Source organism: Archangium sp. Cb G35, assembly GCF_001896145.1.
Lineage (GTDB): Bacteria > Myxococcota > Myxococcia > Myxococcales > Myxococcaceae > Archangium > Archangium violaceum.
In genome coordinates this window covers 514,225-536,336 of record NZ_MPOI01000005.1, presented here as the reverse complement: position 1 = coordinate 536,336, position 22,112 = coordinate 514,225, and the positions used below count along the sequence as shown (strand labels likewise).

The 22,112-nt window shown below is 69.8% G+C and carries 16 protein-coding genes; 11 read left to right on the top strand and 5 right to left on the bottom strand.

Annotated elements, in window-relative coordinates; translation table 11 throughout:
- Nucleotides 1-22: 22 nt before the first annotated feature.
- Complete coding sequence (locus BO221_RS18430; RefSeq protein ID WP_073561751.1) at nt 23-1,225, bottom strand: DUF819 domain-containing protein; 1,203 nt, start codon at nt 1,223-1,225, stop codon at nt 23-25.
- The gene (locus tag BO221_RS18425) at nt 1,222-2,247 is read right to left on the bottom strand and encodes a dipeptide epimerase (protein WP_073561750.1); all 1,026 of its coding nucleotides are present in this window, start codon (nt 2,245-2,247) and stop codon (nt 1,222-1,224) included. Before BO221_RS18425 ends, BO221_RS18430 begins: the two co-directional genes overlap by 4 nt.
- A 46-nt stretch (nt 2,248-2,293) precedes the next feature.
- Between BO221_RS18425 and BO221_RS18420 the strand changes: the two genes are divergently transcribed.
- The gene (locus BO221_RS18420) at nt 2,294-3,703 is read left to right on the top strand and encodes a M20/M25/M40 family metallo-hydrolase (RefSeq protein WP_073561749.1); all 1,410 of its coding nucleotides are present in this window, start codon (nt 2,294-2,296) and stop codon (nt 3,701-3,703) included.
- A gap of 40 nt (nt 3,704-3,743) precedes the next feature.
- Entirely contained in the window at nt 3,744-5,000 is a 1,257-nt protein-coding gene (locus tag BO221_RS18415) for a peptidase C39 family protein (RefSeq protein ID WP_233166116.1), read from the top strand.
- Between the two features lie 48 nt (nt 5,001-5,048).
- On the opposite strand, the gene BO221_RS18410 is transcribed toward BO221_RS18415, so the two are convergent.
- The 3 genes from BO221_RS18410 to BO221_RS18400 all read right to left on the bottom strand — a co-directional run bounded on the left by BO221_RS18410 (nt 5,049) and on the right by BO221_RS18400 (nt 9,322).
- On the bottom strand, nt 5,049-6,479 hold the full coding sequence (locus tag BO221_RS18410) for a glycosyltransferase family 39 protein (RefSeq protein ID WP_083681144.1): 1,431 nt from the start codon (nt 6,477-6,479) through the stop codon (nt 5,049-5,051).
- Between the two features lie 75 nt (nt 6,480-6,554).
- Nucleotides 6,555-6,956, bottom strand: a complete 402-nt coding sequence (locus BO221_RS18405) for a hypothetical protein (RefSeq protein WP_073561746.1) — start codon at nt 6,954-6,956, stop codon at nt 6,555-6,557.
- Between the two features lie 104 nt (nt 6,957-7,060).
- Nucleotides 7,061-9,322, bottom strand: coding sequence for a di-heme oxidoredictase family protein (locus BO221_RS18400; RefSeq protein ID WP_073561745.1), 2,262 nt, complete (start codon nt 9,320-9,322; stop codon nt 7,061-7,063).
- 419 nt (nt 9,323-9,741) lie between these two features.
- Between BO221_RS18400 and BO221_RS18395 the strand changes: the two genes are divergently transcribed.
- From BO221_RS18395 to BO221_RS18355, 9 genes are read left to right on the top strand one after another with little or no spacing between them, the layout of a single operon-like run.
- Nucleotides 9,742-10,056 (top strand): hypothetical protein, encoded by a 315-nt coding sequence (locus BO221_RS18395; RefSeq protein WP_073561744.1) that lies wholly within the window; start codon nt 9,742-9,744, stop codon nt 10,054-10,056.
- 7 nt (nt 10,057-10,063) lie between these two features.
- On the top strand, nt 10,064-11,296 hold the full coding sequence (locus BO221_RS18390) for an ROK family transcriptional regulator (protein ID WP_073561876.1): 1,233 nt from the start codon (nt 10,064-10,066) through the stop codon (nt 11,294-11,296).
- A complete protein-coding gene (locus tag BO221_RS18385; RefSeq protein ID WP_073561743.1) occupies nt 11,293-12,141 on the top strand; it encodes a family 16 glycosylhydrolase in 849 nt (282 codons plus the stop codon). The genes BO221_RS18390 and BO221_RS18385 overlap by 4 nt, the downstream gene beginning before the upstream one ends.
- The gene (locus BO221_RS18380; protein WP_073561742.1) at nt 12,138-13,805 is read left to right on the top strand and encodes an ABC transporter substrate-binding protein; all 1,668 of its coding nucleotides are present in this window, start codon (nt 12,138-12,140) and stop codon (nt 13,803-13,805) included. The genes BO221_RS18385 and BO221_RS18380 overlap by 4 nt, the downstream gene beginning before the upstream one ends.
- Nucleotide 13,806: 1 nt before the next feature.
- Complete coding sequence (locus BO221_RS18375) at nt 13,807-14,787, top strand: ABC transporter permease (protein WP_073561741.1); 981 nt, start codon at nt 13,807-13,809, stop codon at nt 14,785-14,787.
- Nucleotides 14,780-16,540, top strand: coding sequence for a dipeptide/oligopeptide/nickel ABC transporter permease/ATP-binding protein (locus tag BO221_RS18370; protein WP_073561740.1), 1,761 nt, complete (start codon nt 14,780-14,782; stop codon nt 16,538-16,540). Before BO221_RS18375 ends, BO221_RS18370 begins: the two co-directional genes overlap by 8 nt.
- Entirely contained in the window at nt 16,537-17,532 is a 996-nt protein-coding gene (locus BO221_RS18365; RefSeq protein ID WP_073561739.1) for an ABC transporter ATP-binding protein, read from the top strand. The genes BO221_RS18370 and BO221_RS18365 overlap by 4 nt, the downstream gene beginning before the upstream one ends.
- A complete protein-coding gene (locus BO221_RS18360) occupies nt 17,513-18,886 on the top strand; it encodes a GH1 family beta-glucosidase (RefSeq protein ID WP_073561738.1) in 1,374 nt (457 codons plus the stop codon). The genes BO221_RS18365 and BO221_RS18360 overlap by 20 nt, the downstream gene beginning before the upstream one ends.
- Nucleotides 18,883-22,107, top strand: a complete 3,225-nt coding sequence (locus BO221_RS18355; RefSeq protein ID WP_073561737.1) for a glycoside hydrolase family 2 TIM barrel-domain containing protein — start codon at nt 18,883-18,885, stop codon at nt 22,105-22,107. Before BO221_RS18360 ends, BO221_RS18355 begins: the two co-directional genes overlap by 4 nt.
- Nucleotides 22,108-22,112: the final 5 nt, after the last annotated feature.

Sequence of the window (22,112 nt, the reverse complement as noted above, 5' to 3'; positions counted from 1 at the left end):
GCATCTGATGAAAATGCTCGAGTCAGTGGATGATTCGGTGCACCTGCTCCAGCAGCACCGCACACAGCAGTCCGCCGTAGGTGCCCAGCACATAGCCGGCTACCGCCAGCATGACGCCCACGGGCGCGAGCGCCGGGTGGAAGGCCGCCGCCACCACGGACGCCGAGGCCGCTCCGCCCACGTTGGCCTGCGAGCCCACGGCCGCGAAGAAGACGGGCGCTCGCAGCAGCCGCCGCGTCCCCATGATGAAGGCCGCGTGGATGACCATCCACACCATGCCCACCGCCACCAGCGCGGGCGCGTCCAGCAGCCGCCGGAAATCGGCCCGGGCACCAATGGTCATCACCAGCACGTAGAGGAACAGCATGCCCACCCGGCTGGCTCCGGCCCCCTCCAGCTTGCGCAGCGGGGTGAAGGAGAACGCGACGCCCACCGTCGTCACCAGGAGCACCACCCAGGTGAAGCCCGTGATGATGGTGCCAATGTCCGGCAGGAACTTCGCCACCGCCGTGCACGCCACCGTGGTGCCGAAACCCAGGGTGAGGATCCACACCAGATCCGTCAGGCTCGCGGGCCGCAGCACCGAGGCCTGGAAGCGCTCCACCTGCTCGCGCACCACGTCGATGGCCCGCCGGTCCGCGCCCATGCGCGTGTCCATGGCCAGCTCGCGGCCCGCGAAGTAGAGCAGCACCGCCGTCCACATGTTCGACACGCCCACGTCCACGACCACCATCATGCTCAGGGTGTTGTCGTGCGTGCCGATGCTCTGCCCGATGGCCACGAAGTTGGCGCTGCCGCCAATCCACGAGCCACTCAGCGCCGCCAGGCCCTTCCAGGCCTGATCTCCGAGGTCCGCCGGCACCAGCCATCCCAGCAACAGATAGGCGATGGGTCCTCCGAGGACGATGCCCGCCGTCCCCGCCAGGAAGAGCAACACCGCGCTGCGCCCCAGCCGGGAGATGGCCGGCAGATCCATCGACAGCACCTGGAGCACCAGGCTCGTGGGCAGCAGGTACGCCGACACGAAACTGTAGAGCTCCGACTTCGTGGGGATGAGGCCCGTGTTCGACAGCAGCGTGGGCACGAAATAGACGAACACCAGGATGGGCACGACCTTGAAGACGCGCCCCACCACCGGGTGCCGCTCTGCGTAGAAGAGCAGCGCCAGCACGGCCAGCAGCACCGCGAGCACCGCCATGGGACTCTGGATGAGCGGCTCCGTCATGGAGTGGACCGCGGCTCCACGCCGAGTCCGGGCCCATCGCCCAGGCGGATGCGCCCATCCACCACCGGGTGCCCCTGGAAGGGGTCCGCCGAGATGAGCAGGTTGCCGTCCAGGTCCAGCCAGTCCACCAGCGGCCCCAGGTGCGCGCCGGCGGCGATGCCCACCGACGTCTCCACCATGCACCCCAGCATGATCTTCAGCCCGCAGGAGCGCGCTGTCTCGATGATGCGCAGCGCCTCGCGGATGCCACCGCACTTCTGCAGCTTCACGTTGATGCCGTGATAGCCCTCGGCCAGCTTCGGCACGTCCGAGGCCATCATCAACGCCTCGTCCGCCACCAGCGGCAGCGGCGAGCGCTGGCGCAGCCACTTCGCGCCCTCGACATCCGCCGCCGGCAGCGGCTGCTCCACCAGCTCCACGCCCTGAGCCGCCAGCCACTCGATGTGCTTCAACGCCTCGTCCGGCGTCCACGCCTCGTTGGCATCCACCCGCACCGTCTTGGACGTGGCGGCCCGCACCGCACCGAACATCTCGCGCACCGACTGCGCGCCGAGCTTGATCTTCAACACCGGGTACGGCTCGGCCTCACGCACCTTCTGGGCCATGGTGGCCGGGTCGTCGATGCCGATGGAGAACGACGTGATGGGCATGCGCGACGGATCCAACCCGAGCATCCGGTAGAGCGGCACCCCGAGGCGCTTGCCCGCCAGGTCGTGCAGCGCGATGTCCAGTGCCGCCTTCGCCGCGTGGTTGCCCGGCAGGGCCTCCTCGATACGCTCGGACAGGACGCGGAAATGACGCGGGTCGCCATCGAGCGCCGGAGCGAGCTTCTCGAGCGCGGCCGTCACCGTCTCGGCGGACTCTCCGTAGCGCACGTTGGGGGCGGCCTCGCCGCGGCCTACGAGGTTGCCCTCACGCAGCTCGACGATGACATTGCGCTTCGACGTGCTGGTCCCCCGCGCGATTGTCCAGGCGTGGCGGAGGGGCAGCTCGATGACTCGGACATCCATCGGAAGTGACATGCGATGAGCCTCCCAGGGCAAGCGGCCATTACCATAGACTGAGAACATGCGCCCCCTGTTCTTCGCTCTCGCCCTCCTGGCCGTGCCGGGTTGCGGCCACGCCGCCGCCCCGTCCCGAAGCGCCCCGCCCCGCGCCACCGAGGAGATGCGCACGCTGCTCTCCGAGCTCATCGCCGTGGACACCTCCAACCCGCCGGGCAACGAGACCGCCGCAGCCCAGGTGGCCGCGCGGTGGCTGCGCGAGGCGGACATCGAGTCCCAGCTCTTCGAGCCCGTGCCCGGACGCGCCCACCTGATCGCCAGACTGAAGGGCAGCGGCGCCGCTCGCCCCGTGCTGGTGCTCGCCCACCTGGACACGGTCCCCGCGAAACGCGAGGAGTGGGCCTCGGATCCGTGGACGCTCACCGAGCGCGATGGCTTCCTCTATGGACGCGGCGTCCAGGACAACAAGGGCATGGCCGCGGCCAGCGTGCTGGCGTTTCGCAGGCTCAAGAATGACAAGGTGAAGCTGAAGCGCGACGTGGTGCTGGTGCTCAGCGCGGACGAGGAGGCCGGTGGCAAGGCCGGCATCGACAAGCTGTTGGAGGCCCACCCCGAGCTGCGCGAGGCGGAGCTCGCCATCAACGAGGGCGGCCTCACGGAGCTGTCCGAGGACCGCGGCCGGGTGCGCTTCGTCAACCTCCAGGCCGCGGAGCGGGTGTCGCGCAACGTAACGTTGAAGGCCACGGGCCCTGGCGGCCACTCCTCCGTCCCACCGGCCGCGCCCAATCCGATGGTGCGCCTGGCGGCGGCGGTGGCCCGCGTCGGCTCGCTCACCTTCCCCACCCGCCTCACGCCCGTCACCCGGCTGAACGTGGAGGGCCGTGTGAAGGTGACGGGTGGCGAGCTGGGCGAGGCCTTGAAGCGGCTCGCGGCCTCGCCGGACAACCCGCCCCAGGAGGCGGTGGATGCCATTGCCCGGTTGGAGCCGGCACTGGCCGCCGTACTGCGCACCACCTGCGTGCCCACCGTCTTCAACGCGGGCACCCGGCCCAACGTCATCCCCGCCACCGCCGAGGCCACCATCAACTGCCGGCTGCTCCCGGACGAGGACATCCAGGCGTTCCGCGCCCGGCTCGTCGAGGCGGTGGGGGACAAGGACATCCAGGTGGAGCTGAACATGACGCCGCCGGACTCGCCCGCCTCGCCGGTGGGGAACAACGCGATGTTCCGGGCCGCCACGGCCGCCGCGAAGAAGGTGTGGCCGGGCGCCCCCGTCTTCCCGCGCATGTCCACCGGCACCACCGAGTCCACCACACTGCGCCGCGCGGGCATTCACGCCTACGGCATCGACTTGTTCGCCCTCACGCCGGACGACGCGCGCACGGCCCACGCGCCCAACGAGCGGATCCCCTCGGCCTCGCTCCAGCCCGGCGCCGAGTTCGTCTACCAACTCCTGTCCGAGCTGACGAAGTAAGCCCCCGTCCTCCTTCCCCGGCAGCATCCGAGCAAGCCACATGACAATCCCGACGAAGACCCGGCATCCGCTGTTTCTGGTCCTATTGGCATCCACGCTGACGGCCTGCACGTGGCAGGCCCGGCCCACACCCGAGGAGCAAGGCCCGGTGGCGAAGATCTGGAGGAAGAGCGCGCAGACGCGTGACTTCGAGCGCTTCACCCGCGAGGGCACCGCGCTCACCCCGGACGGGACGCTCGAGCTCGACGCGGCCACGGCCCGCTCCGAGGCCGATCCGTTCCCCAGCCACACGCCGCCCAATGCGCAGACGCCGCTGCCCGCGGGCAGCTACGTCTTCGGCAGCGCCGCCTCGGAGGAGCACACCATCACGGGCGGCTTCGACAACGTGGTGCCCTCGTTCGACGTGCTGACGCCTCCGGGCACGTGGGTGCGGCTGACGCTCGCCGCGCGCGTCGAGGGCGAGTGGACGAAGGACTACGACTTCGGCGTCTGGGCCTTCGACAACGGCACCGTGGTGCGCCACAGCAAGGACCGGCAGGAGGACGAGCGCGGCAAGGTCTTCACCGACACGCTGGTGCTCAAGAAGAAGGCGGACGGGCTGCGGATGAAGGTGTGGCTCTTCTCCTCCAAGCCCGGGGTGAGCCCGCGCGTGCGTGCGCTGACGGCGGCGATGACGGACTCGGCCCGTAAGGCCGCGGACGAGCCCTCGGACAAGCGCGCCTGGGGCACGGTGCTGGAGGTGCCGGGCCGCTCGCAGATGCTCTACCCGCCCAAGGGCGGCGTCTGGTGCTCGCCCACCTCGGTGTCGATGATTCTCGCGTACTGGGGCCAGAAGCTGGGCCGCAACGAGCTCGTGGTGCCGGTGCCCGTGGCGGCCGAGTACACGTATGACACGGTGTATGACGGCACGGGCAACTGGCCCTTCAACACCGCGTATGGCTCGGCCATCGGGGACGGAGCGCTGCACGGGCTGGTGGCGCGCTTCGACTCGTTCGCGCAGGTGGAGCGGCTCATCGCCGAGGGGATTCCCGTCAGCATCAGCATCGCCTACGAGAAGGGAGAGCTGAGCGGCTCACCCGTCCAACGCTCGGATGGACACCTCATCGTGGTGAAGGGCTTCACGCCGGAGGGGGACGTCATCTGCAACGACCCCGCCTTCCCCAACGACGAGCTCGTGAACGTGACGTACAAGCGCGAGGAGCTGCTGAAGGCGTGGGATCACTCCCGCCGCTCGGCGTACGTGCTGTGGCCCTCGGGCTCCAGCCTGCCCGCGGGCGCGCTCACCTTCGTGCAGTGAGACAGACCCAGGCGCTCCGTTCCCATGCTCGGAGCGCCTGCGTCACCTTCACGGCCCGGAAGGAGCCGTGAGCAGTTCCCCGGAGCCGAGCCCGGAGGGGCAGCGCTTCCAGAGCACCGCCCCGCCCCACCGCCGCAGGACGCAGAACCCGGCCGCCTCGACCTGCCGCTCCCCGAGCGCCGTTCCATTCACGAGCACGTGGGAGAACCGTGTCTCCGCGAGCGGGCCCTCCAGTTCCCCCACCTGATGCGCTGGGCGCACGAGCAGGGGCACGTCGCGGTGCAGGTAGAAGCGGCCGCTGATGTTCCACTCCTGCTGGCCCGCGACGATGAGCCCGGTGAGTGAGTCATCCCGCCCGGCGAAGACGAGCGCGTCGATCTGCTCCGTGGCCAACCCCTTCGGCATCTGCACGGTGGCCGCCGCCAGCGAGGAGAGCGCGTAAGCCCCCACGAGTCCGCCCATCGCCCACCGGGTGCGGACCCGCTGCGAGAGGGTGCGCCAGGCCGGTCCCGCGGCGAGGACGACGAAGAGCGGCAGCAGCGGCGCCATGAAGCGGAGCTCCTTGTGCGCGAGCAGCGACATCACCCCGAGGTAGAAGACGAAGGAGCCCCCGAGCAGATCCCTCCGGGCCAGCCCGCGCCCGAAGTGCCAGGCGAGCAGCAGCGGCACCATGCCCACCAGCTTGGTCAGGTACCACCACGCGGGCTGCGTGCCGAACTTCTCCGAGCCTCCGCTGAGGATGTTGAACTCGAAGTACTTCCAGAGCGTGTGCCACGGCGCGCCCCAGGTGAGCCAGTCGAGCAGGCCGAGCGCCAGGAGCACCCCGCCCACGCCCAGCGCGCCGCCCGCCAGCGAGCGCCAGCGCCGCGCCGTCAGCAGGCTCACGGCGATGGGCACGCCGAACACCGCCGAGGGGTAGCGCACCACGAAGGCCAGGCCCAACAACACACCACTCCAGAAGCCCTCGCGCAGACCGTCCCGGGCGCGGGCGCGCCAGGCCCACAGGAGCGAGCCGAGCAACGGGGCCACGCTCAGCGAGTCCGCCAGGGGCCTCGCGGCGTAGAGGAGCCACCCACCCCAGGTGACGTGGACGGCCGCCGCCAGGAGCGCGGGCTCGCGGCCATCCCGCTCCTCGACGAGCCGGAACAGCGCTACGGAGCCCCACGCCTGTACGGCGGCACAGCAGGCCCACACCACCGCGGCCATCGCCCACGGGTGCTCGAGTCCCATCCGCCCACACACCGCGAGCACGCCCCCGAGCACCCCGGGGACGGCCCAGTTGCGCAGACCCTCCACCCACTCCCAGGCCGGGAGCCAATACCCGAAGGCCAGTCCATGAGCCGGCTCCAGGAACTGGAAGACCTCGTCCGGGTGCTGCCGGCCTCGCTTGAGCGCCACCACCGCGACGGCGAGCAGCGCGCCCATGACGGCGATTCGCCGCTCCCACGCGACGGGCTTCGGGGTTGAGGAAGGATTCATCGGAGCGGGAGGCGTCGGCACGGGCCGCGCAGATTGCCACGAAACGCCGCGCCGGGTGCTCGCCCGCTCGCCTGACTAGCCGTCCTGGACGAGGTACTTCAGCAACTCGTCCTCATCCTTCGAGATCAGCCGTTCGACGCCGTCGTGCCGGGCGTGACGCTGGATCTGCATCATGCCCACGGTGCTCCGCACGAGCACGCCGACCTTCCGGAAGCCGCCAACCCACAGGGGGCGGAGCCGCACCATGGCCGCTTCGAACTGGGGATCGTTCCGGCCGGGCGTGGCCCGGAGATCTGCGAGGAGCCCATACCTCGAACGCCCCAGCGCATCCAGGCAGGCACCGAGCCGGGTGAAGATGCCGTCGAGCTCCTCGAGTGCCTCGAGCGGTTTTTCGCTGCGAACGGTGCGGACGATGCCCGTGCGATCATCGACGAGCACGGTGAAGTACTCGTCCTGGTAGACCTGCCTGCCGCTCATGAATGCCGCCCCATCGTGCGAACCCGCGGGCCTCCCTTTAACACCTGACGAGGGGGACCGCGCCTCCAGCGGTGCGGTCCCCCGAACAACGCCATTCGTACCGCTTACAGCGACTTCAGGAACCGCAACAGCGCGGCGCGCTCGGCGCTGGTCATCCGGACGAAGGCCTGCTGCGCGGCCTGCGCCTCACCGCCGTGCCACAGGATGGCCTCGGTCAGGTTGCGCGCGCGGCCGTCGTGCAGGTAGGCCTCGCCACCGCTGATGCCCGCCGTCAGGCCGATGCCCCACAGCGGAGGCGTGCGCCACTCGGCCCCGGAGGCCTGGCCTTCCGGCAGGTTGTCCGCGAGGCCCGTGCCCATGTCGTGCAGCAGCAGGTCCGTGTACGGGCGGATGGCCTGGTTGCGCAGCTCCGCGTTCGGGTGGAAGGCGCTGGTGGTCAGCGACTCCGTGTGGCACTTCGTGCAGCCCGCGTTGCGGAACAGCGTCTCGCCCTGGAGGGCCTGGGTGTCGCGGTAGTCACGGCGCGCCGGGACGCCGAGCAGGGCGATGTAGCGGGTGAGCTTGTCGAGGTCCGTGTTGTTCAGCTCCGTGCTGGTGCCCCCGCAGCCCGCCTGCGACGTGCCGCAGTCCAGCGTCGTGAAGACGGGGTTGGTGACGCCCATGTCGTTGCGGAGCGCATCGGCGACCTGGTGGCGCACCCGCGCCGCGCCCGCCTTCCAGCCGAAGCGGCCCAGGCGCGCTGCGCCCGTCTCCGGATCCGTCACCGTCTGCATGCGGCCGGAGATGCCGTCACCGTTGCTGTCGTTGGGGTCCGCCAGGCCGGCGATGGCCGTCTCGGGCACCGCCTCCAGCAGGCCCATGCCCACCAGCTGCGGCGTGATGCGCGCCGAGTAGTTCGTGGGCGTGACGTTCAGGAAGCTGTAGGCCGGCTTGCGCAGCTGGTAGGCCGTGCCGTCGGTGAACGTGCCGCTGGTGGTGGTCCAACCCGAGATGCGCACGTCGCCCTCGGGCGTGCCGCTGGTGCTGCGCGGCTGGATGCGGAAGCCGAGAGACGGATCCGCGGTCACCGTGGTCCCACTGACGCGGCCCACCTTCACCGTGTAGTTGCTCAGCGAGGTGTTGACGGCGGGCGGCAGGCCGCGGCCGTTCTGCTTGTGGCAGGCGATGCAGGAGCGCTCGATGTAGTTGGATCCGAGCTTGCCCGCATGGACCGTGAGGGCGGGGTTGCCCGGCTCGGAGTGGCTGCCATCACCGAAGTCGGTGTGGTGGATGCGGCGGCCCTCGACGAAGGGCTGCGCGTTCGCCGGCGCCATGTTCAGCGCCATCTGCAGGAAGTGGTTGTCCGCCTCGTTGGACAGGTGCTGGTTGCCGGTGGTGCGGCCGCCGCTCTGGCCAATGGCCGGCATGGGGAAGGAGTCCTGGATGGTGCCGGAGACCTCGAGCGGCACGATGCCGCCGGTGCCCACCATGTACAGCATGATGGTGGAGTAGTAGTTGAAGCGGCCGTTCACGGGCTGGCGCAGGAAGACACCGACCTCGAGCTCCATCCGGTCACCGATGCGGATGGCGCGGCCCTCCTTGGCGTTGAAGTTGACGCTGGCGGTGTGCTGATAGTCGTTCACCCGAATGAAGTCCGCGTTGTGGAAGTACTCGGCCTCCGTGTTGAGGCCGCGGAAGAACGCGCGGAAGTCCGGGCTGTCATACGGGTAGATCGAGTAGAGGTTGACGATGATCTGGCTGCCGCCCTTGGCCACCTGATCCACGATCTCGATCCAGTGCGTGCGGTTCTCGAAGTAGAGCGACAGGTAGTGGTCGTACGCCTGGTACTGGTCCTCGCGCGCATGACGGTCACGGACGCGGTCACCCACGCGGGTGACGATGGCCGAGCCCGTGTCCTGCACCGTGGCCGGCTCCAGCGCCGTGCCGCTGTTGAACAGGGGAACGATGTTGCCCGGGTTGCCGCCGGTGCCGGCGTCGGTGCCACCGCCCGTGCCCGCGTCCGTGCCACCGCCCGTGCCCGCGTCCGTGCCGCCGCCCGTGCCGCTGTGCGTGTAGCGCGTCCAGGCCGTGTCCACGGCGCAATTACATGCCGTGTCCCAGTACGTGTAGAAGTAGTCGACGAAGTGGCCCGCGGCCAGGCCCGTCACCGTGAACTCGTTGCGGCCATTGACGACCGTCATCCGCACGTTGAGCTGGCCACCGTTGTTGACCTTGTAGTGGATGTCCGCCCACGACGTGGTGTTCACGTAGAAGATCGCCGACGAGCCCGAGGGCTGAACTCCGAAGGTGGCCGCGGCGAGGGCACCTCCCGCCAGCAGCGTGGCGAACACGATTCCCACTGCCAATCCTGCAGCTTTGTTTCGCATATGGTTTTTCTCTCCGGTCGAGTCCTCCGCACGGGAACACGAGAAACTCCACCGTCCGAAGGAAGTACCCATGTTAGACTCGAAGTCTCGAATTCCTATAGAGTTCAGTAAACCCACCTAATATTGTTGGGTTCTCAACAGAACTTTCATTTCGTAGCTGACGGCACAGCGCGGCGCGTCATGCGCGGATGAGTGCCCGCCCCCCACCTGCAACCACCAGCATACTTGCAATCGCTAGCAAGTCGCTGATACTTTCTTCATCACTCGAACGAACTCGGGTGCCGGTGAGAGGGGCGGGCTGGGGGTCTTTTCCTGACGCGGAGCGTCCAGGTGACGCGGCGCGCAATGACAGACAGGTTCGCAGCGGCATCCCGTTTCTTCGTCGTACGTACGAAGCCATTCAGTGGCGGAGGGGCGCGATGCAGCGGCACGAGCGTTTCGCGTGGACATGGGTGGCGGCGGGAGCGCTCTCGGTGCTGGGCCTGCACGGGTTCGAGGTCCCCTCAGGTGCATCCCCGGTGTCTTTCTCTGCCCGGGGCGCAACGGGAGGCGAGCAGGCCACCCCTCTGGAGGGCATGGGGCCGGGCGTCGAGGGCTTCGAGCTGAAATTGGAGGAAGTCCCGCTCACGACGGAGCCGAAGCGGTACACAATCGGCGCCAGCCGCGTCTCTGACGGGAAGAGGGGGGATGGCACGGGCTGCACCCCCGCTCCCGCGCGGCCGAATGGAGCGTGAGGGCACGATGAAAGTGGGAACGGCGGAAACGGCGACGACGGTCGATGCGGCGGGCATGCGTGCGCAGAACAGCAGCCTGTTGCTGAACATGATCTGGCGCGAGCAGCAGCTGTCGCGGGCGGAGATCGCCCGGCGCACGGAGCTGAGCCCGTCCACCGTGTCCGCCATCGTCGCGGACCTGGAGCACTCCGGACTGGTGCGCAACATCGGCGCCGGGGTGTCGCGGGGAGGCCGCCGCCCGACCCTCATCGGCTTCTGTGATGACGCCTTCAGCATCATCGGCGTGGAGATGGGCGCCACGCACGTGACGGTCGTCCTCACGGACCTGCGCGGACGCGTGCGCGCCCACCGGCACACCCCCCACGCGGTGCGCGAGGATCCCAAGGGCACGCTCCAGAAGGTGCGGGAGCTGGTGCAGGAGTGCCTGGACGCCGAGCGCGTGCCGCGCCGCTCCGTGCTGGGCATGGGCGTGGCCGTGCCGAGCCCCGTGCACCCGTCCACCCCGGGCAAGCTGTCCCCGCTCATCGTGCCGGCGTGGCGCGACTACGACGTGCAGGAGTCGCTCAAGTCCGCCTTCAACATGCCGGTGTTCGTGGACAACGACGCCAACCTGGGCGCGCTGTCGGAGCGCTACTGGGGCGCGGGCGTGGGGGGCGAGGACCTGACGTACATCAAGCTGGGCACCGGTATTGGCGCCGGCTTCATCATCCACGGAGACGTCTACCGGGGCTCGGGCGGCACCGCCGGGGAAATCAGCCACATCGCCGTGGATCCGGCCGGCCAGCAGTGCGTGTGCGGGCTGCGCGGGTGCCTCGTCACCCTCATCGGCACCGTGCCGCTGCTGGAGCGTGCCCGGGAGCTGATGGGCTCGAAGGGCCGCCGTGCGCCCACGGTGCGTGAGCTGGTGGATGGCGCGCGCTCGGGCGAGCCGGCCGCGCGGCAGGTCATCGACAGCCTGGGGCACTACCTGGGCATCGCCGTGGCGGGCCTGCTCAACCTGATCAACCCGGCCATCGTCGTGCTCGGCGGTGAGATCTCCTCGGTGGGAGACCTGCTGCTGGATCCGTTGCGCGCCTCGGTGCGCAAGCGGGCGCTGTCCACCTCCATGGCGGAAACGCGCATCGTCACCTCCGCGCTGGGAGACCGGGCCATCGCGGTCGGCGCGGCCACCCTCGTGCTCCAGGCGGCGCTGCGCGACCGCTCCCTCTTTCCCCTCCAACACGTCCGGAAGACAGCATGACCCGACTCCGTCTCCTCCCGTGGCTCGCCGCCCTCAGCACGCTCGCATGTGACCCCGCGGCCAACCGGAGCATCAAGCCCGACGTGCCGAACACCCCCGGGCAGCCAAGCCCGGAATGGCAGCTGGTGTGGCAGGACGAGTTCGACGGTCCGGCCGGTACACCGCCCGCTCCCGAGCGCTGGGTGCACGACGTGGGAGGACACGGCTGGGGCAACGAGCAGCTGGAGTTCGACACGGACAGGCCGGAGAACGCCTCGCTGGACGGCACCGGCAACCTGGTCATCACCGCGCGCAAGGAGAACTACAGCGGCCGGAACTACACGTCCGCGCGCATCAACACGAGCGGGCGCTTCGAGCAGACGTACGGCCGTTTCGAGGCGCGCATCCAGCAGCCGGTGGGGCGTGGCATCTGGCCGGCGTTCTGGATGCTGGGCGCGAACGTCGGCGAGGTGGGCTGGCCGGAGTGCGGGGAGATCGACATCATGGAGTACCGGGGCCAGCTGCCGGCCATCACCCGCGGCTCGCTGCACGGCCCGGGCTACTCCGGCGGCAACAACCTCGGCTCCGAGTTCGTCGTGAGCGGCGGGAAGCTCAACGAGGACTTCCACGTCTACGCCGTGGAGTGGGAGCCCAACCGCATCCGCTGGCTGCTGGACGGCAAGGTCTTCTTCGAGACGACGCCCGCGCGCCTGCCCGCCGGGGCGCGGTGGGTGTTCGACAAGCCGCACTTCATCATCCTCAACGTGGCGGTGGGCGGAAACTACCTGGGGCCGCCGGACAGCACCACGGTGTTCCCGCAGCAGATGAAGGTGGACTACGTCCGCGTCTACACGAGGGCCCCGTGAAACCCGCGCTCCTGCTGGTGCCCGTCCTGGTGCTGGTGGTGGTGCTGCTGGTGGCCTGTACCTCCTCCTCCTCGGAGCCCCGTCCGCGGCAGCCGGGCACGCTGTTCGTCTCCGTGGAGCAGCAGAGCGCGTGGGTGCGCAACTTCAACCCGCTCTTCACCGGGGCGGGCTCGCGCTGGCCCACCCGGGCCGGCGTCTACGAGTGCATGGAGGTGTTCCTCCCCTCCTCCGGCGAGTGGACGCCCTGGCTGGCCACGGCGCACACCTGGTCCGAGGACCACCGGACGCTGCGCTTCACCCTGCGCGAGGGCGTGCGCTGGAGCGACGGCCGGCCCTTCACGGCCGAGGACGTGGCCTACACCTTCGAGCTGCTCAAGAAGCACCCCGCGCTGGACTCGGGCGGCGCGTGGCGCTTCCTGGAGGAGGTGCGCGCGGAGGGGACGCACGCGGTGGCGTTCCGGTTCTCGCGCGTCTACATCCCCGGCTTCTCGGAGCTGGCCCACCAGCCCATCGTCCCGCGCCACGTCTGGGAGAAGGTGGCGGATCCGGTGACGTTCACCAACCCGGAGCCGGTGGGCACGGGGCCCTTCACCCAGGTGAACGTCTTCCGCAACCAGGTGTACGAAATGGGGCGCAACCCCAACTACTGGCAGCCCGGCAAGCCGGCCGTCTCCGCGCTGCGCTTCCTCGCCTTCCCCACCAATGACCAGGCCAACCTGGCCCTGGTGGAGGGTGAGGTGGACTGGGCCGGCAACTTCGTGCCCGCGGTGGACCGCACCTTCGTCTCGAAGGATCCGGAGCACCACTCGCGCTGGTTCCCGCTCTACGGCAGCACGGTCTTCCTCTACCCCAACACCACGCGGCCGCCCTTCAACGATGTGCGCGTGCGCAAGGCGCTGAGCATGGCGTTGGACCGGGAGCGGCTGGTGGACATCGCCATGTACGGCTACACGCGCCCGGCGGACGCCACGGCCCTCAATGACTCGTATACGGGCTGGCGGGACGCCGAGGCCGCCAACGGCGCGTGGGTGCGCCATGACGAGGAGGCCGCCAACCGGCTGATGGACGAGGCGGGCCTCACGCGCGGCCCGGATGGCCTGCGGCGCATGCCGGACGGCCAGCCGCTGGAGCTGGAGCTGGAAGTGGTGGGCGGCTGGTCGGACTGGGTGCGCGCGGGGCAGGTGCTGGTCCGTGACCTGCGCAAGCTGGGCATCCAGGCGCACCTCAAGACGTACGAGTTCAGCGCCTGGTACGCGCGCCTGCAGAAGGGGGAGTTCCAACTCGCCATCTCCTGGTCGCTGGATGGCCCCACGCCGTACACCTTCTACAAGTGGCTGCTGTCGCCGCGCACGGTGCGCCCGGTGGGCGAGGTGGCCGCGGCCAACTGGCACCGCTTCGGCGACGTGGAGGCGGACGCGCTGCTGACGCGCTTCGAGACGGAGAGCTCGCCCGAGAAGCAGAAGGAGCTGATGGCCGGGGTGCAGCGGCGCTTCTCCGAGCTGGCGCCGGCCATTCCCCTCTTCCCCAACCCGTCCTGGGGCGAGGCCAGCACCAAACGCTTCACCGGATTCCCGAACGCGCAGAATCCCTACGCGCGCCTGTCCCCCCATGCCGAGCCCGACAGCCTGCTGGTGCTGACGCGGCTCGCCCCGAGGGAGCCCTGAGATGCACTACCTCCTCCGGCGGCTCGGCTTCTACCTCATCGCCGCGTGGGCCTCGCTCACGCTGAACTTCGTCATCCCCCGGCTGGCTCCGGGCGACCCCGCCTCCGCGATGTTCGCGCGCTTCGAGGGCCGGGTGCAGCCCGAGGCCATGGAGGCCCTGCGTGCCGCCTTCGGCTTCACGGATGCCCCGCTCTACCAGCAGTACTTCACCTACCTGAAGCACCTGCTCACCGGAGACCTCGGGCTGTCCTACGCCTACTACCCGTCCCGCGTGTCGGAAGTCATCGGCACGGGGCTGGTGTGGACGCTGGGGCTGGCCGGGTGCGCGGTCATCATCAGCTTCGTGGTGGGCTGCCTGCTCGGGGTGTTCGCGGCGTGGAACCGCGGCGGGTGGCTGGACTCGGTGGCCGCGCCCGCGTTCGCCTTCCTCGGGGCCTTCCCCTACTTCTGGCTGGCCATGCTGGCCCTGTACCTCTTCGGCTTCGGGCTCGGCTGGTTCCCCCTGCGCCACGCGTACTCGCATGACCTGGAGCCGGGGCTGTCCTTCACCTTCGCGGCGGACGTGGTCCGGCACGCGGTGCTGCCGGCCGCCTCCATCGTGGTGGCCACACTCGGCGGGTGGATGCTGGGCATGCGCAACACCATGGTGGCCACTCTGGGCACGGACACCCTCCGGCTGGCCCACGCCAAGGGACTGCCTCCGCGCCAGGTGATGTTCCGCTACGCCGCGCGCAACGCGCTGCTGCCCAACGTCACCAGCTTCGGCATGGCGCTGGGCTTCGTGCTCAGCGGCTCGCTGCTGACGGAGATCGTCTTCTCGTACCCCGGCACCGGCTACCTGCTCATCCTCGCGGTGCGCAACCAGGACTACCCGCTCATGCAGGGGCTCTTCCTGGTCATCACCCTGGCGGTGCTCGCCGCCAACTTCGCCGTGGACATGCTCTGCCTCTGGCTGGACCCGAGGACCCGCGCCCATGCTTGATTCCATCCGACGCCTGCTCCGCCACCGGAAGGCCGCGGTGGGCGGGAGCATCCTGCTGTTCTTCCTCGTCCTGGCCCTGGTGGGGCCCTGGCTGGTGATGGACCCGAGCGACCTCGTGGGCCGCCCCCACCAGCCGCCTTCCAGCGCCCACCTCTTCGGAACCACGGGCCAGGGACAGGACGTGCTCGCGCAGACGGTGGTGGGTGCGCGCGAGACGCTCGCGGTGGGCTTCGCGGTGGGCCTGCTCGTCACCCTGGTGGGCGCGCTCATCGGCGTGACGGCCGGCTACCTGGGCCGCCGGGTGGATGACGCGCTGTCGCTCACCACCAACGTGTTCCTCGTCATCCCCGGCCTGCCGCTGGCCATCGTCCTGGGCGCGTACCTGCCGTCCGGGCCGCTGCGCATGGTGGCCGTGCTGACGGTGGCCGGTTGGGCGTGGAACGCCCGCGTCTTCCGCGCCGAGGCGCTGTCCCTGCGCAACCGCGACTTCGTGGCCGCCGCGCTGGTGACGGGCGAGAGCCGGGCCCGCATCATCGCCCGGGAGCTGCTGCCCAACATGGCGTCGCTGCTCGGCTCCTCGTTCATCGGCAACACGCTCTACGCGGTGGGCGCCCAGGTGGGCCTCGAGTTCCTCGGCCTCGGCGACGTGGGCTCGGTGACGTGGGGCACCAACCTCTACTGGGCCTCCAACGACGCGGCGCTGCTGACGCGCTCGTGGTGGATCTTCGTCCCCACCGGCGTGTGCATCGCGCTGGTCGGCTTCTCGCTGACGCTGCTCAGCTCCGCCATCGACGAGCTGACCAACCCGGCGCTCAAGGCCCCTCCGGCGGTGGCCCCCATCGCCCCGGTGGTGACGGCCGCGCAGGCCGAGCCCCAGGCCCCCGGTGTGCTGCTGAGCGTGCGCGAGCTGTGCATCGAGTACGCGACGGAGCGCGGCCCCTCCCGCGTGGTGGACAACGTGTCGTTCGACATCGCGCCCGGCGAGGTGTTCGGCCTGGCCGGCGAGTCCGGCAGCGGCAAGTCCACCATCGGCTTCGGGCTGCTGCGCCTGCTGCCTCCCGCCGCGCGCATCAGCCAGGGGCGCATCCTGTTCAACGGCACGGACGTCACGGCCCTGGACGCCAACGCGCTGCGAGCCTTCCGCTGGTCCCAGGTGTCCATGGTGTTCCAGAGCGCCATGAGCGCGCTCAACCCCGTGCTCACCCTGGGCGAGCAGTTCCACGACACGCTGGCCGCACACGGGCGTGCCTCGCGGACGGCCTCCTACGCCCGGGCCCGGGAGCTGCTGGCCATGGTGGGGCTGTCGCCGGAGCTGGTGAATGCCTGGCCGCACCAGCTCTCGGGCGGCATGCGCCAGCGGGTGGGCATCGCGCTCGCGCTCGCGCTGGAGCCCAAGCTGGTGGTGATGGACGAGCCCACCACCGCGCTGGACGTGGTGGTGCAGAAGGAGCTGCTCCAGCGGATGCTCGAGCTGAAGGAGCGGCTGGGATTCGCGGTGCTCTTCATCACCCATGACCTGCCGCTGCTGCTGGCCATCTCCAACCGCGTGGGCGTCCTCCAGGGCGGCAAGCTGGTGGAAGTGGACACCTCGGAGCGCCTGCGCGCGGGGGCCCGTCACCCGTACACGCGCCTGCTGCTGTCGTCCTTCCCCCATCTCAGCGCCGACGACGCGGCCGAGCCACCGCCGGAGCTCGCGCTCGCGGCCAACGCGCCGGCCCCCGTGCGGACCGCGCTTCGTGGAGGTCATCAATGAGCCCTCCCCTGCTGGAGGTCACCGGTCTGTCGCGCAGCGTCCAGGTGGGAGGCTTCCTGTCCCGCTCCCGGCGCACGCTGCTCAACGGCGTGTCGTTCACCCTGGAGCGCGGGGAGATCCTCGCGCTCGTGGGCGAGTCCGGAAGCGGCAAGAGCACGCTGGCCCGGGTGCTCGCGCGGCTGGACGCGCCGGACGGTGGGAGTCTGCGGCTCGGCGGCGAGGACATGCTCGCGGCGGAGAAGCAGGGCGCCTCGCTCGGCTACCGGGGCCGCGTGCAGATGGTGTTCCAGGATCCGTTCGCCTCGCTCAACCCCGTGCACACCGTGGGCTACCACCTGGAGCGGCCCCTGCTGCGCCACGGGCGGGCCACGCGGGCGGATCTCCAGGCGCGCGTCCACGCGCTGCTCGAGTCGGTGGGGCTGACGCCGGCGGAGTCCTTCGCCCGTCGCTTCCCGCATGAGCTGTCCGGTGGCCAGCGCCAGCGCGTGGCCGTGGCGCGGGCCCTCGCGGTGGAACCGGACGTCATCATCGCGGACGAGCCCACCTCCATGCTGGACGTGTCCACCCGCCGCGAGGTGCTCCAGTTGCTGCGCGGCCTGACGAAGGCGCGCGGCATCGGCATCCTCTTCATCACCCATGACCTGGCGAGCGCGCGGCACCTCGCGGACCGCGTCATGGTGCTGTACGCGGGCAGCGTCGTCGAGTCGGGACGGACCGCGGAGGTCCTCTCCGCTCCCCGGCACCCGTACACGCGGCTGCTGCGCTCGGCCGTGCCGGAGGGCGCGGACTTCCTGCGGGCCCCGCTGCCCGTGAAGGCCTCGACGGGGCCCGTGCCCCCGAATGGCTGTGCCTTCGCTCCCCGGTGCCCCCACGCGGATGCGCGTTGCCACGCCACCCGCCCACCTGAACACCTCTCGGCGGCGGACCACCTCGTTCGCTGCCACCTCGAAGCTTCGAAAGGAGTCGTTGACGATGCGGCAGTTTCCTCCTGATTTCCTCTGGGGTGTGGCCACCTCCTCCTTCCAGATCGAAGGCGCCACCACCACCGACGGGCGCGGCGAGTCCATCTGGGACCGCTTCTGCGCCACGCCGGGAAAGATCGCCGATGGCACGGACGGCAAGGTCGCGTGCGACCACTACAACCGCTGGCAGGATGACGTGGAGCTGATGCGGTGGCTGGGCGTCAAGTCCTACCGCTTCTCCATCGCGTGGCCGCGCATCCTCCCCTCGGGCCACGGCAAGGTGAACCAGGCGGGTCTGGACTTCTACTCGCGCCTGGTGGACGGCCTGCTGAAGGCGGGCATCGAGCCCTTCGTCACGCTCTACCACTGGGACCTGCCGCAGGCCCTGCAGGACAAGGGCGGCTGGCCCGCGCGTGACACGGTGAGCGCCTTCGTCGAGTACGCGGACGTGGTGAGCCAGGTGCTCGGCGACCGCGTGAATCGGTGGATTACGCACAACGAGCCCTGGTGCATCAGCTTCCTGGGCCACGCCAACGGCGAGCACGCGCCCGGGCACAAGAACCAGTGGGGCGAGATGCTCGCCACGGCGCACCACCTGCTGGTGTCGCACGGGCAGGCGGTGTCCGTCATCCGCTCCAACGTGAAGAACGCGGAGGTGGGCATCACCCTCAACCTGGTGCCCTCGCAGCCCGCCTCGCCCAGCCCCGAGGACCTCGACGCGACCCGCGCCTTCGACGGCAGCTTCAACCGCTGGTTCCTCGACCCACTCTACGGCCGTGGCTACCCGAAGGACGTCATCGCCGACCACCTGGCCGCCGGCCGCATCTCCTCTGAGACGCTGGACTTCGTCAAGGACGGGGACATGGAGGCCATCGCCACGCCCACCGACTTCCTGGGCGTGAACTACTACAACCGCGGCATCATCCGCAGCGACCGCATCCCCGAGGAGAAGAACGCTCCTCGCACCGTCCACGCGGAGCCGGAGCACACGGACATGGGCTGGGAGGTGTACGCGACCGGCCTTACCCACCTGATGACGCGGCTGCACAAGGACTACCACCCGCCGCGCATCTACATCACCGAGAACGGTTGCGCCTACGCCACCGTTCCGGACGCGGACGGGCGCGTGCGTGACACCAAGCGCGCCCACTACCTGAGCACGCACCTGGGGGCGTGCCTGGACGCCATCCGGCAGGGTGTGCCGCTCGGGGGCTACTTCGCCTGGTCCCTGCTCGACAACTTCGAGTGGGCCTTCGGCTACCAGAAGCGCTTCGGGCTCATCTTCGTGGACTACGCCACCCAGAAGCGGATTCCCAAGGACAGCGCCCACCTCTACCGCGCCGTCATCACCCAGAACGACCTGGACGTGGAGAAAGCGGCATGAGTTCCCTGACCCTTGTCACGTGTCTGGCGGTGACGCTGTCGCAGGCGCCCGCCACCACCGAGCCGGCGGCCGACGCGCCGGTGGCATCGCCCGCCCCCTCCCTCCAGCCCACGGTGGCGCCGGCTCCCGCCTCCGCGGCTCCCTCCGCGGCCGTGCAGAACGTGCGCGTCCACCGCGATGAACGCGGCTTCAAGCTCCAGGTGGACGGCCGCGACTTCCCCATCCGCGGCATGAACTGGGGCTACACGCCCATTGGCGAGAACTACCGCTACTCGCTGTGGAACCAGACGGACACCTTCATCCAGGCCGTGCTCAAGCGGGAGATGACGCTGCTGCGCGACATGGGCGTCAACGCCATCCGCCAGTTCGACGACATCCCCCCGCGCTGGGTGGAGTACATCTACAAGAACTACGGCATCTTCACCGTGGTGAACCCGCTCATGGGGCGCTACGGCACCTTCGTGGGCGGCATCTCGGCGCCGAACACGGACTACTCCAACCCGGCCCACCGCAAGGCGCTGCTCACGGACCTGGCGGAGCGGGTGGAGCGCTACCACGGCACTCCCGGCGTGCTCATGTGGATGCTGGGCAACGAGAACAACTACGGCCTGCACTGGACGGGGTATGAGATTCAGGCGCTCCCCGGCCAGGAGGACGCCGCCCGCGCCGAGCACCTCTACTCGCTCATGGGCGAGGCGGTGCGCGTCATCAAGGCCCGCGACACCCACCACCCGGTCTCCATCGCCAACGGCGACGCGCAGTACGTGGACCTCATCGCGCGCCTCGCCCCCGAGCTGGACGTCTTCGGTGCCAACGTCTACCGCGGCGCCTCCGCCCGCGACCTGTTCGACGTGGTGCTCCAGAAGCTGAACAAGCCGGTGATGTTCACCGAGTTCGGCGCGGACGCCTATGACGCGAAGGCCGGCCGCGAGGACCACCTGGCCCAGGCGGACTACCTGCGCAAGCAGTGGGAGGAGATCTACTCGCAGAGCTACGGCCACGGCCGCGCGCAGAACGCGCTCGGTGGCTTCGTGTTCCAGTGGGTGGATGGCTGGTGGAAGATGGGACAGGAGTCCAACCTGTCCGTCCACGACGCCACCGCGTCCTGGCCCAACGCTGGCTACCCGAGCGACTTCGTCGAGGGCCAGAACAACATGAACGAGGAGTGGTTCGGCATCAGCGCGCTGGGCCCCGAGGACGACGCGGGCATCGCCCGGGTGCAGCCTCGTACGGCCTACTACGTGCTGCAGGCGGCCTTCCGCCTGGACCCGTACGCCGCCACCACCACGCAGGACACCATCCGCCAGCACTTCGAGGCCATCCGCCCGACGGAGATGTCCCGCGGCTACGAGTCCTCCGTGGCGCTGGCTCGCACGGAGGAACTGAGCGCGGTGCGCGTCGCCAACCTCCGGCTGGTGATGGACAGCTCCATGTCGCGCGGGAGCATCGCCACCACGCGGCCCAACCTGGACACGGTGGACCACACCGAGTCCATCTTCTTCGATCTGGCGATGCAGCCCACCTCCGGCGTGTACGGGCGCGCGTCGTTCAACATCGTGGGCAACGTGGCGCAGAACCGGCTCTACAACCTCTTCTACGAGAACCGGGGCACGCAGGCCGCGCCCACGACGGTGAACGGCACCCCGGCCCCGGGCACGCCGCCCACCGGCGCCTCGGGTCAGCCGCTCGGGCTGGAGCGCTTCGCGCTGTACCAGGCGGAGTTCAAGCTGGACCGGGAGGACTTCAACCTCGAGGGCTTCTACCGCGTGGGCCACACGCACTGGGGTGAGGAAGGCGACTTCTTCAACCTGTACCGCGAGGCGCACTACGGGCCGAACATCGACATCTACCACGGCAACGCGCCCTTCGGCGTCGTGTTCAGCGGCAAGAAGGCGCTGGACGGCTTCAAGGTGGCGGTGGGCCCGGAGCTCTTCTGGGGCGCCAACCCCTCCATCGTCGCCAAGTACCGCAAGGGCGTGGGCCCGGTGACGCTGACGCTGGTGCACCAGGAGGACCTGACCCGCGGCTCCACGCAGCAGACGGCCTCCGTCATCCGCGAGCGCGTGGCGCGCAGGACGGCGCTGGGCCTCGAGTGGCAGCGCGGCCCCATGGGCCTGGAGGTGGGTGGCATCTTCGCGGCGCCGCAGCGCATCGGCGAGGAGTTCATCTGGTCGCGGCCCACGAGCGGCCCCAGCTACCTGAACAGCGGCTACGAGGTGCTCCGGGACAAGGTGCAGTTCCTGGACACGCTCGGCGCCAAGGCGCGGTTCACGTATGACCTGGGCTCGGTGCGCATGTTCGCCCAGGCCTCGTTCCGCGGACTGGTGGCGGACGGTGGCCCCGACCAGCGCACGGTGCTGACGGGCTGGAGCATGCGCGAGAGCGGCCGTGGCAACCACTACGGCGCCCAGGCGGGCATGACCTTCCAGATGGGAACCTTCCAGGTAGCGCCCAACGTGCTCTACCAGAAGCCCCTCATCGGGCCCAACCCCACCATCAACGACGCCTACGACGCGGAGACGGGGCGGTACTTCCCGGGCGTCAAGCCGCGCAGCGTGCTATCGGACACGTTCAGCGTGCTGGACAACCGCGAGACGCTCGGCGCCGAGCTGCTGCTCACCTTCGACCCGACGCCCGGCACGTGGTTCTGGTCCTGGGACCGGGACATGCGCGAGGACGCGCCCTTCGCCGCGGGCCTGGACCTGGTCTACCGGCATCAGCCCACGTCGCGTGACGCCGGCATCGCCATCCTCGCCAGCGGCGCCACCATCGCCTTCGGCAAGGCGCCCCCCGCGGCGGACGAGTGGGAGGCCACGCTGCGCATGGTGGGCAACCCCACCAAGCGCCTGAAGCTGTTTGGCACCGCCATGGTGGGCAGCCTCCAGTCCCCGGGCGAGGACGCACGGCAGATCTTCCGCTACGGCGTGGATGGCACCGTGCTGCTGGACACGCTGGCGCTCTCGGCGCAGCTGCGCCTGAACGACTGGGGTCCGTACGACTACCACCGCGTGTTCAACCTCACCTACCCGCTCCAGGCCACGGGAGACCTGTCGTATGGCCTCAAGCGGCCGGTGCTCGGCGCGGTGACCACCCGCTTCGGTGTTCGCGGAATCGTCCGCATGCTGGACCAATACTCGGAGGGCATGAGCGCGGCTGCCCTCTCCGAGGGGTTGATGGGCCGCGAATACGAGGTGGGCGCGTATGCAATCCTGTCGCTCTGAGGGAG

What these genes read in the sequence shown, in the direction of transcription:
- BO221_RS18430 (WP_073561751.1), bottom strand. Translation starts at nt 1,225, where the DNA reads ATGACGGAGCCGCTCATCCAGAGTCCCATGGCGGTGCTCGCGGTGCTG.
- BO221_RS18425 (WP_073561750.1), bottom strand. Translation starts at nt 2,247, where the DNA reads ATGTCACTTCCGATGGATGTCCGAGTCATCGAGCTGCCCCTCCGCCAC.
- BO221_RS18420 (WP_073561749.1), top strand. Translation starts at nt 2,294, where the DNA reads ATGCGCCCCCTGTTCTTCGCTCTCGCCCTCCTGGCCGTGCCGGGTTGC.
- BO221_RS18415 (WP_233166116.1), top strand. Translation starts at nt 3,744, where the DNA reads ATGACAATCCCGACGAAGACCCGGCATCCGCTGTTTCTGGTCCTATTG.
- BO221_RS18410 (WP_083681144.1), bottom strand. Translation starts at nt 6,479, where the DNA reads ATGAATCCTTCCTCAACCCCGAAGCCCGTCGCGTGGGAGCGGCGAATC.
- BO221_RS18405 (WP_073561746.1), bottom strand. Translation starts at nt 6,956, where the DNA reads ATGAGCGGCAGGCAGGTCTACCAGGACGAGTACTTCACCGTGCTCGTC.
- BO221_RS18400 (WP_073561745.1), bottom strand. Translation starts at nt 9,322, where the DNA reads ATGCGAAACAAAGCTGCAGGATTGGCAGTGGGAATCGTGTTCGCCACG.
- BO221_RS18395 (WP_073561744.1), top strand. Translation starts at nt 9,742, where the DNA reads ATGCAGCGGCACGAGCGTTTCGCGTGGACATGGGTGGCGGCGGGAGCG.
- BO221_RS18390 (WP_073561876.1), top strand. Translation starts at nt 10,064, where the DNA reads ATGAAAGTGGGAACGGCGGAAACGGCGACGACGGTCGATGCGGCGGGC.
- BO221_RS18385 (WP_073561743.1), top strand. Translation starts at nt 11,293, where the DNA reads ATGACCCGACTCCGTCTCCTCCCGTGGCTCGCCGCCCTCAGCACGCTC.
- BO221_RS18375 (WP_073561741.1), top strand. Translation starts at nt 13,807, where the DNA reads ATGCACTACCTCCTCCGGCGGCTCGGCTTCTACCTCATCGCCGCGTGG.
- BO221_RS18370 (WP_073561740.1), top strand. Translation starts at nt 14,780, where the DNA reads ATGCTTGATTCCATCCGACGCCTGCTCCGCCACCGGAAGGCCGCGGTG.
- BO221_RS18365 (WP_073561739.1), top strand. Translation starts at nt 16,537, where the DNA reads ATGAGCCCTCCCCTGCTGGAGGTCACCGGTCTGTCGCGCAGCGTCCAG.
- BO221_RS18360 (WP_073561738.1), top strand. Translation starts at nt 17,513, where the DNA reads ATGCGGCAGTTTCCTCCTGATTTCCTCTGGGGTGTGGCCACCTCCTCC.
- BO221_RS18355 (WP_073561737.1), top strand. Translation starts at nt 18,883, where the DNA reads ATGAGTTCCCTGACCCTTGTCACGTGTCTGGCGGTGACGCTGTCGCAG.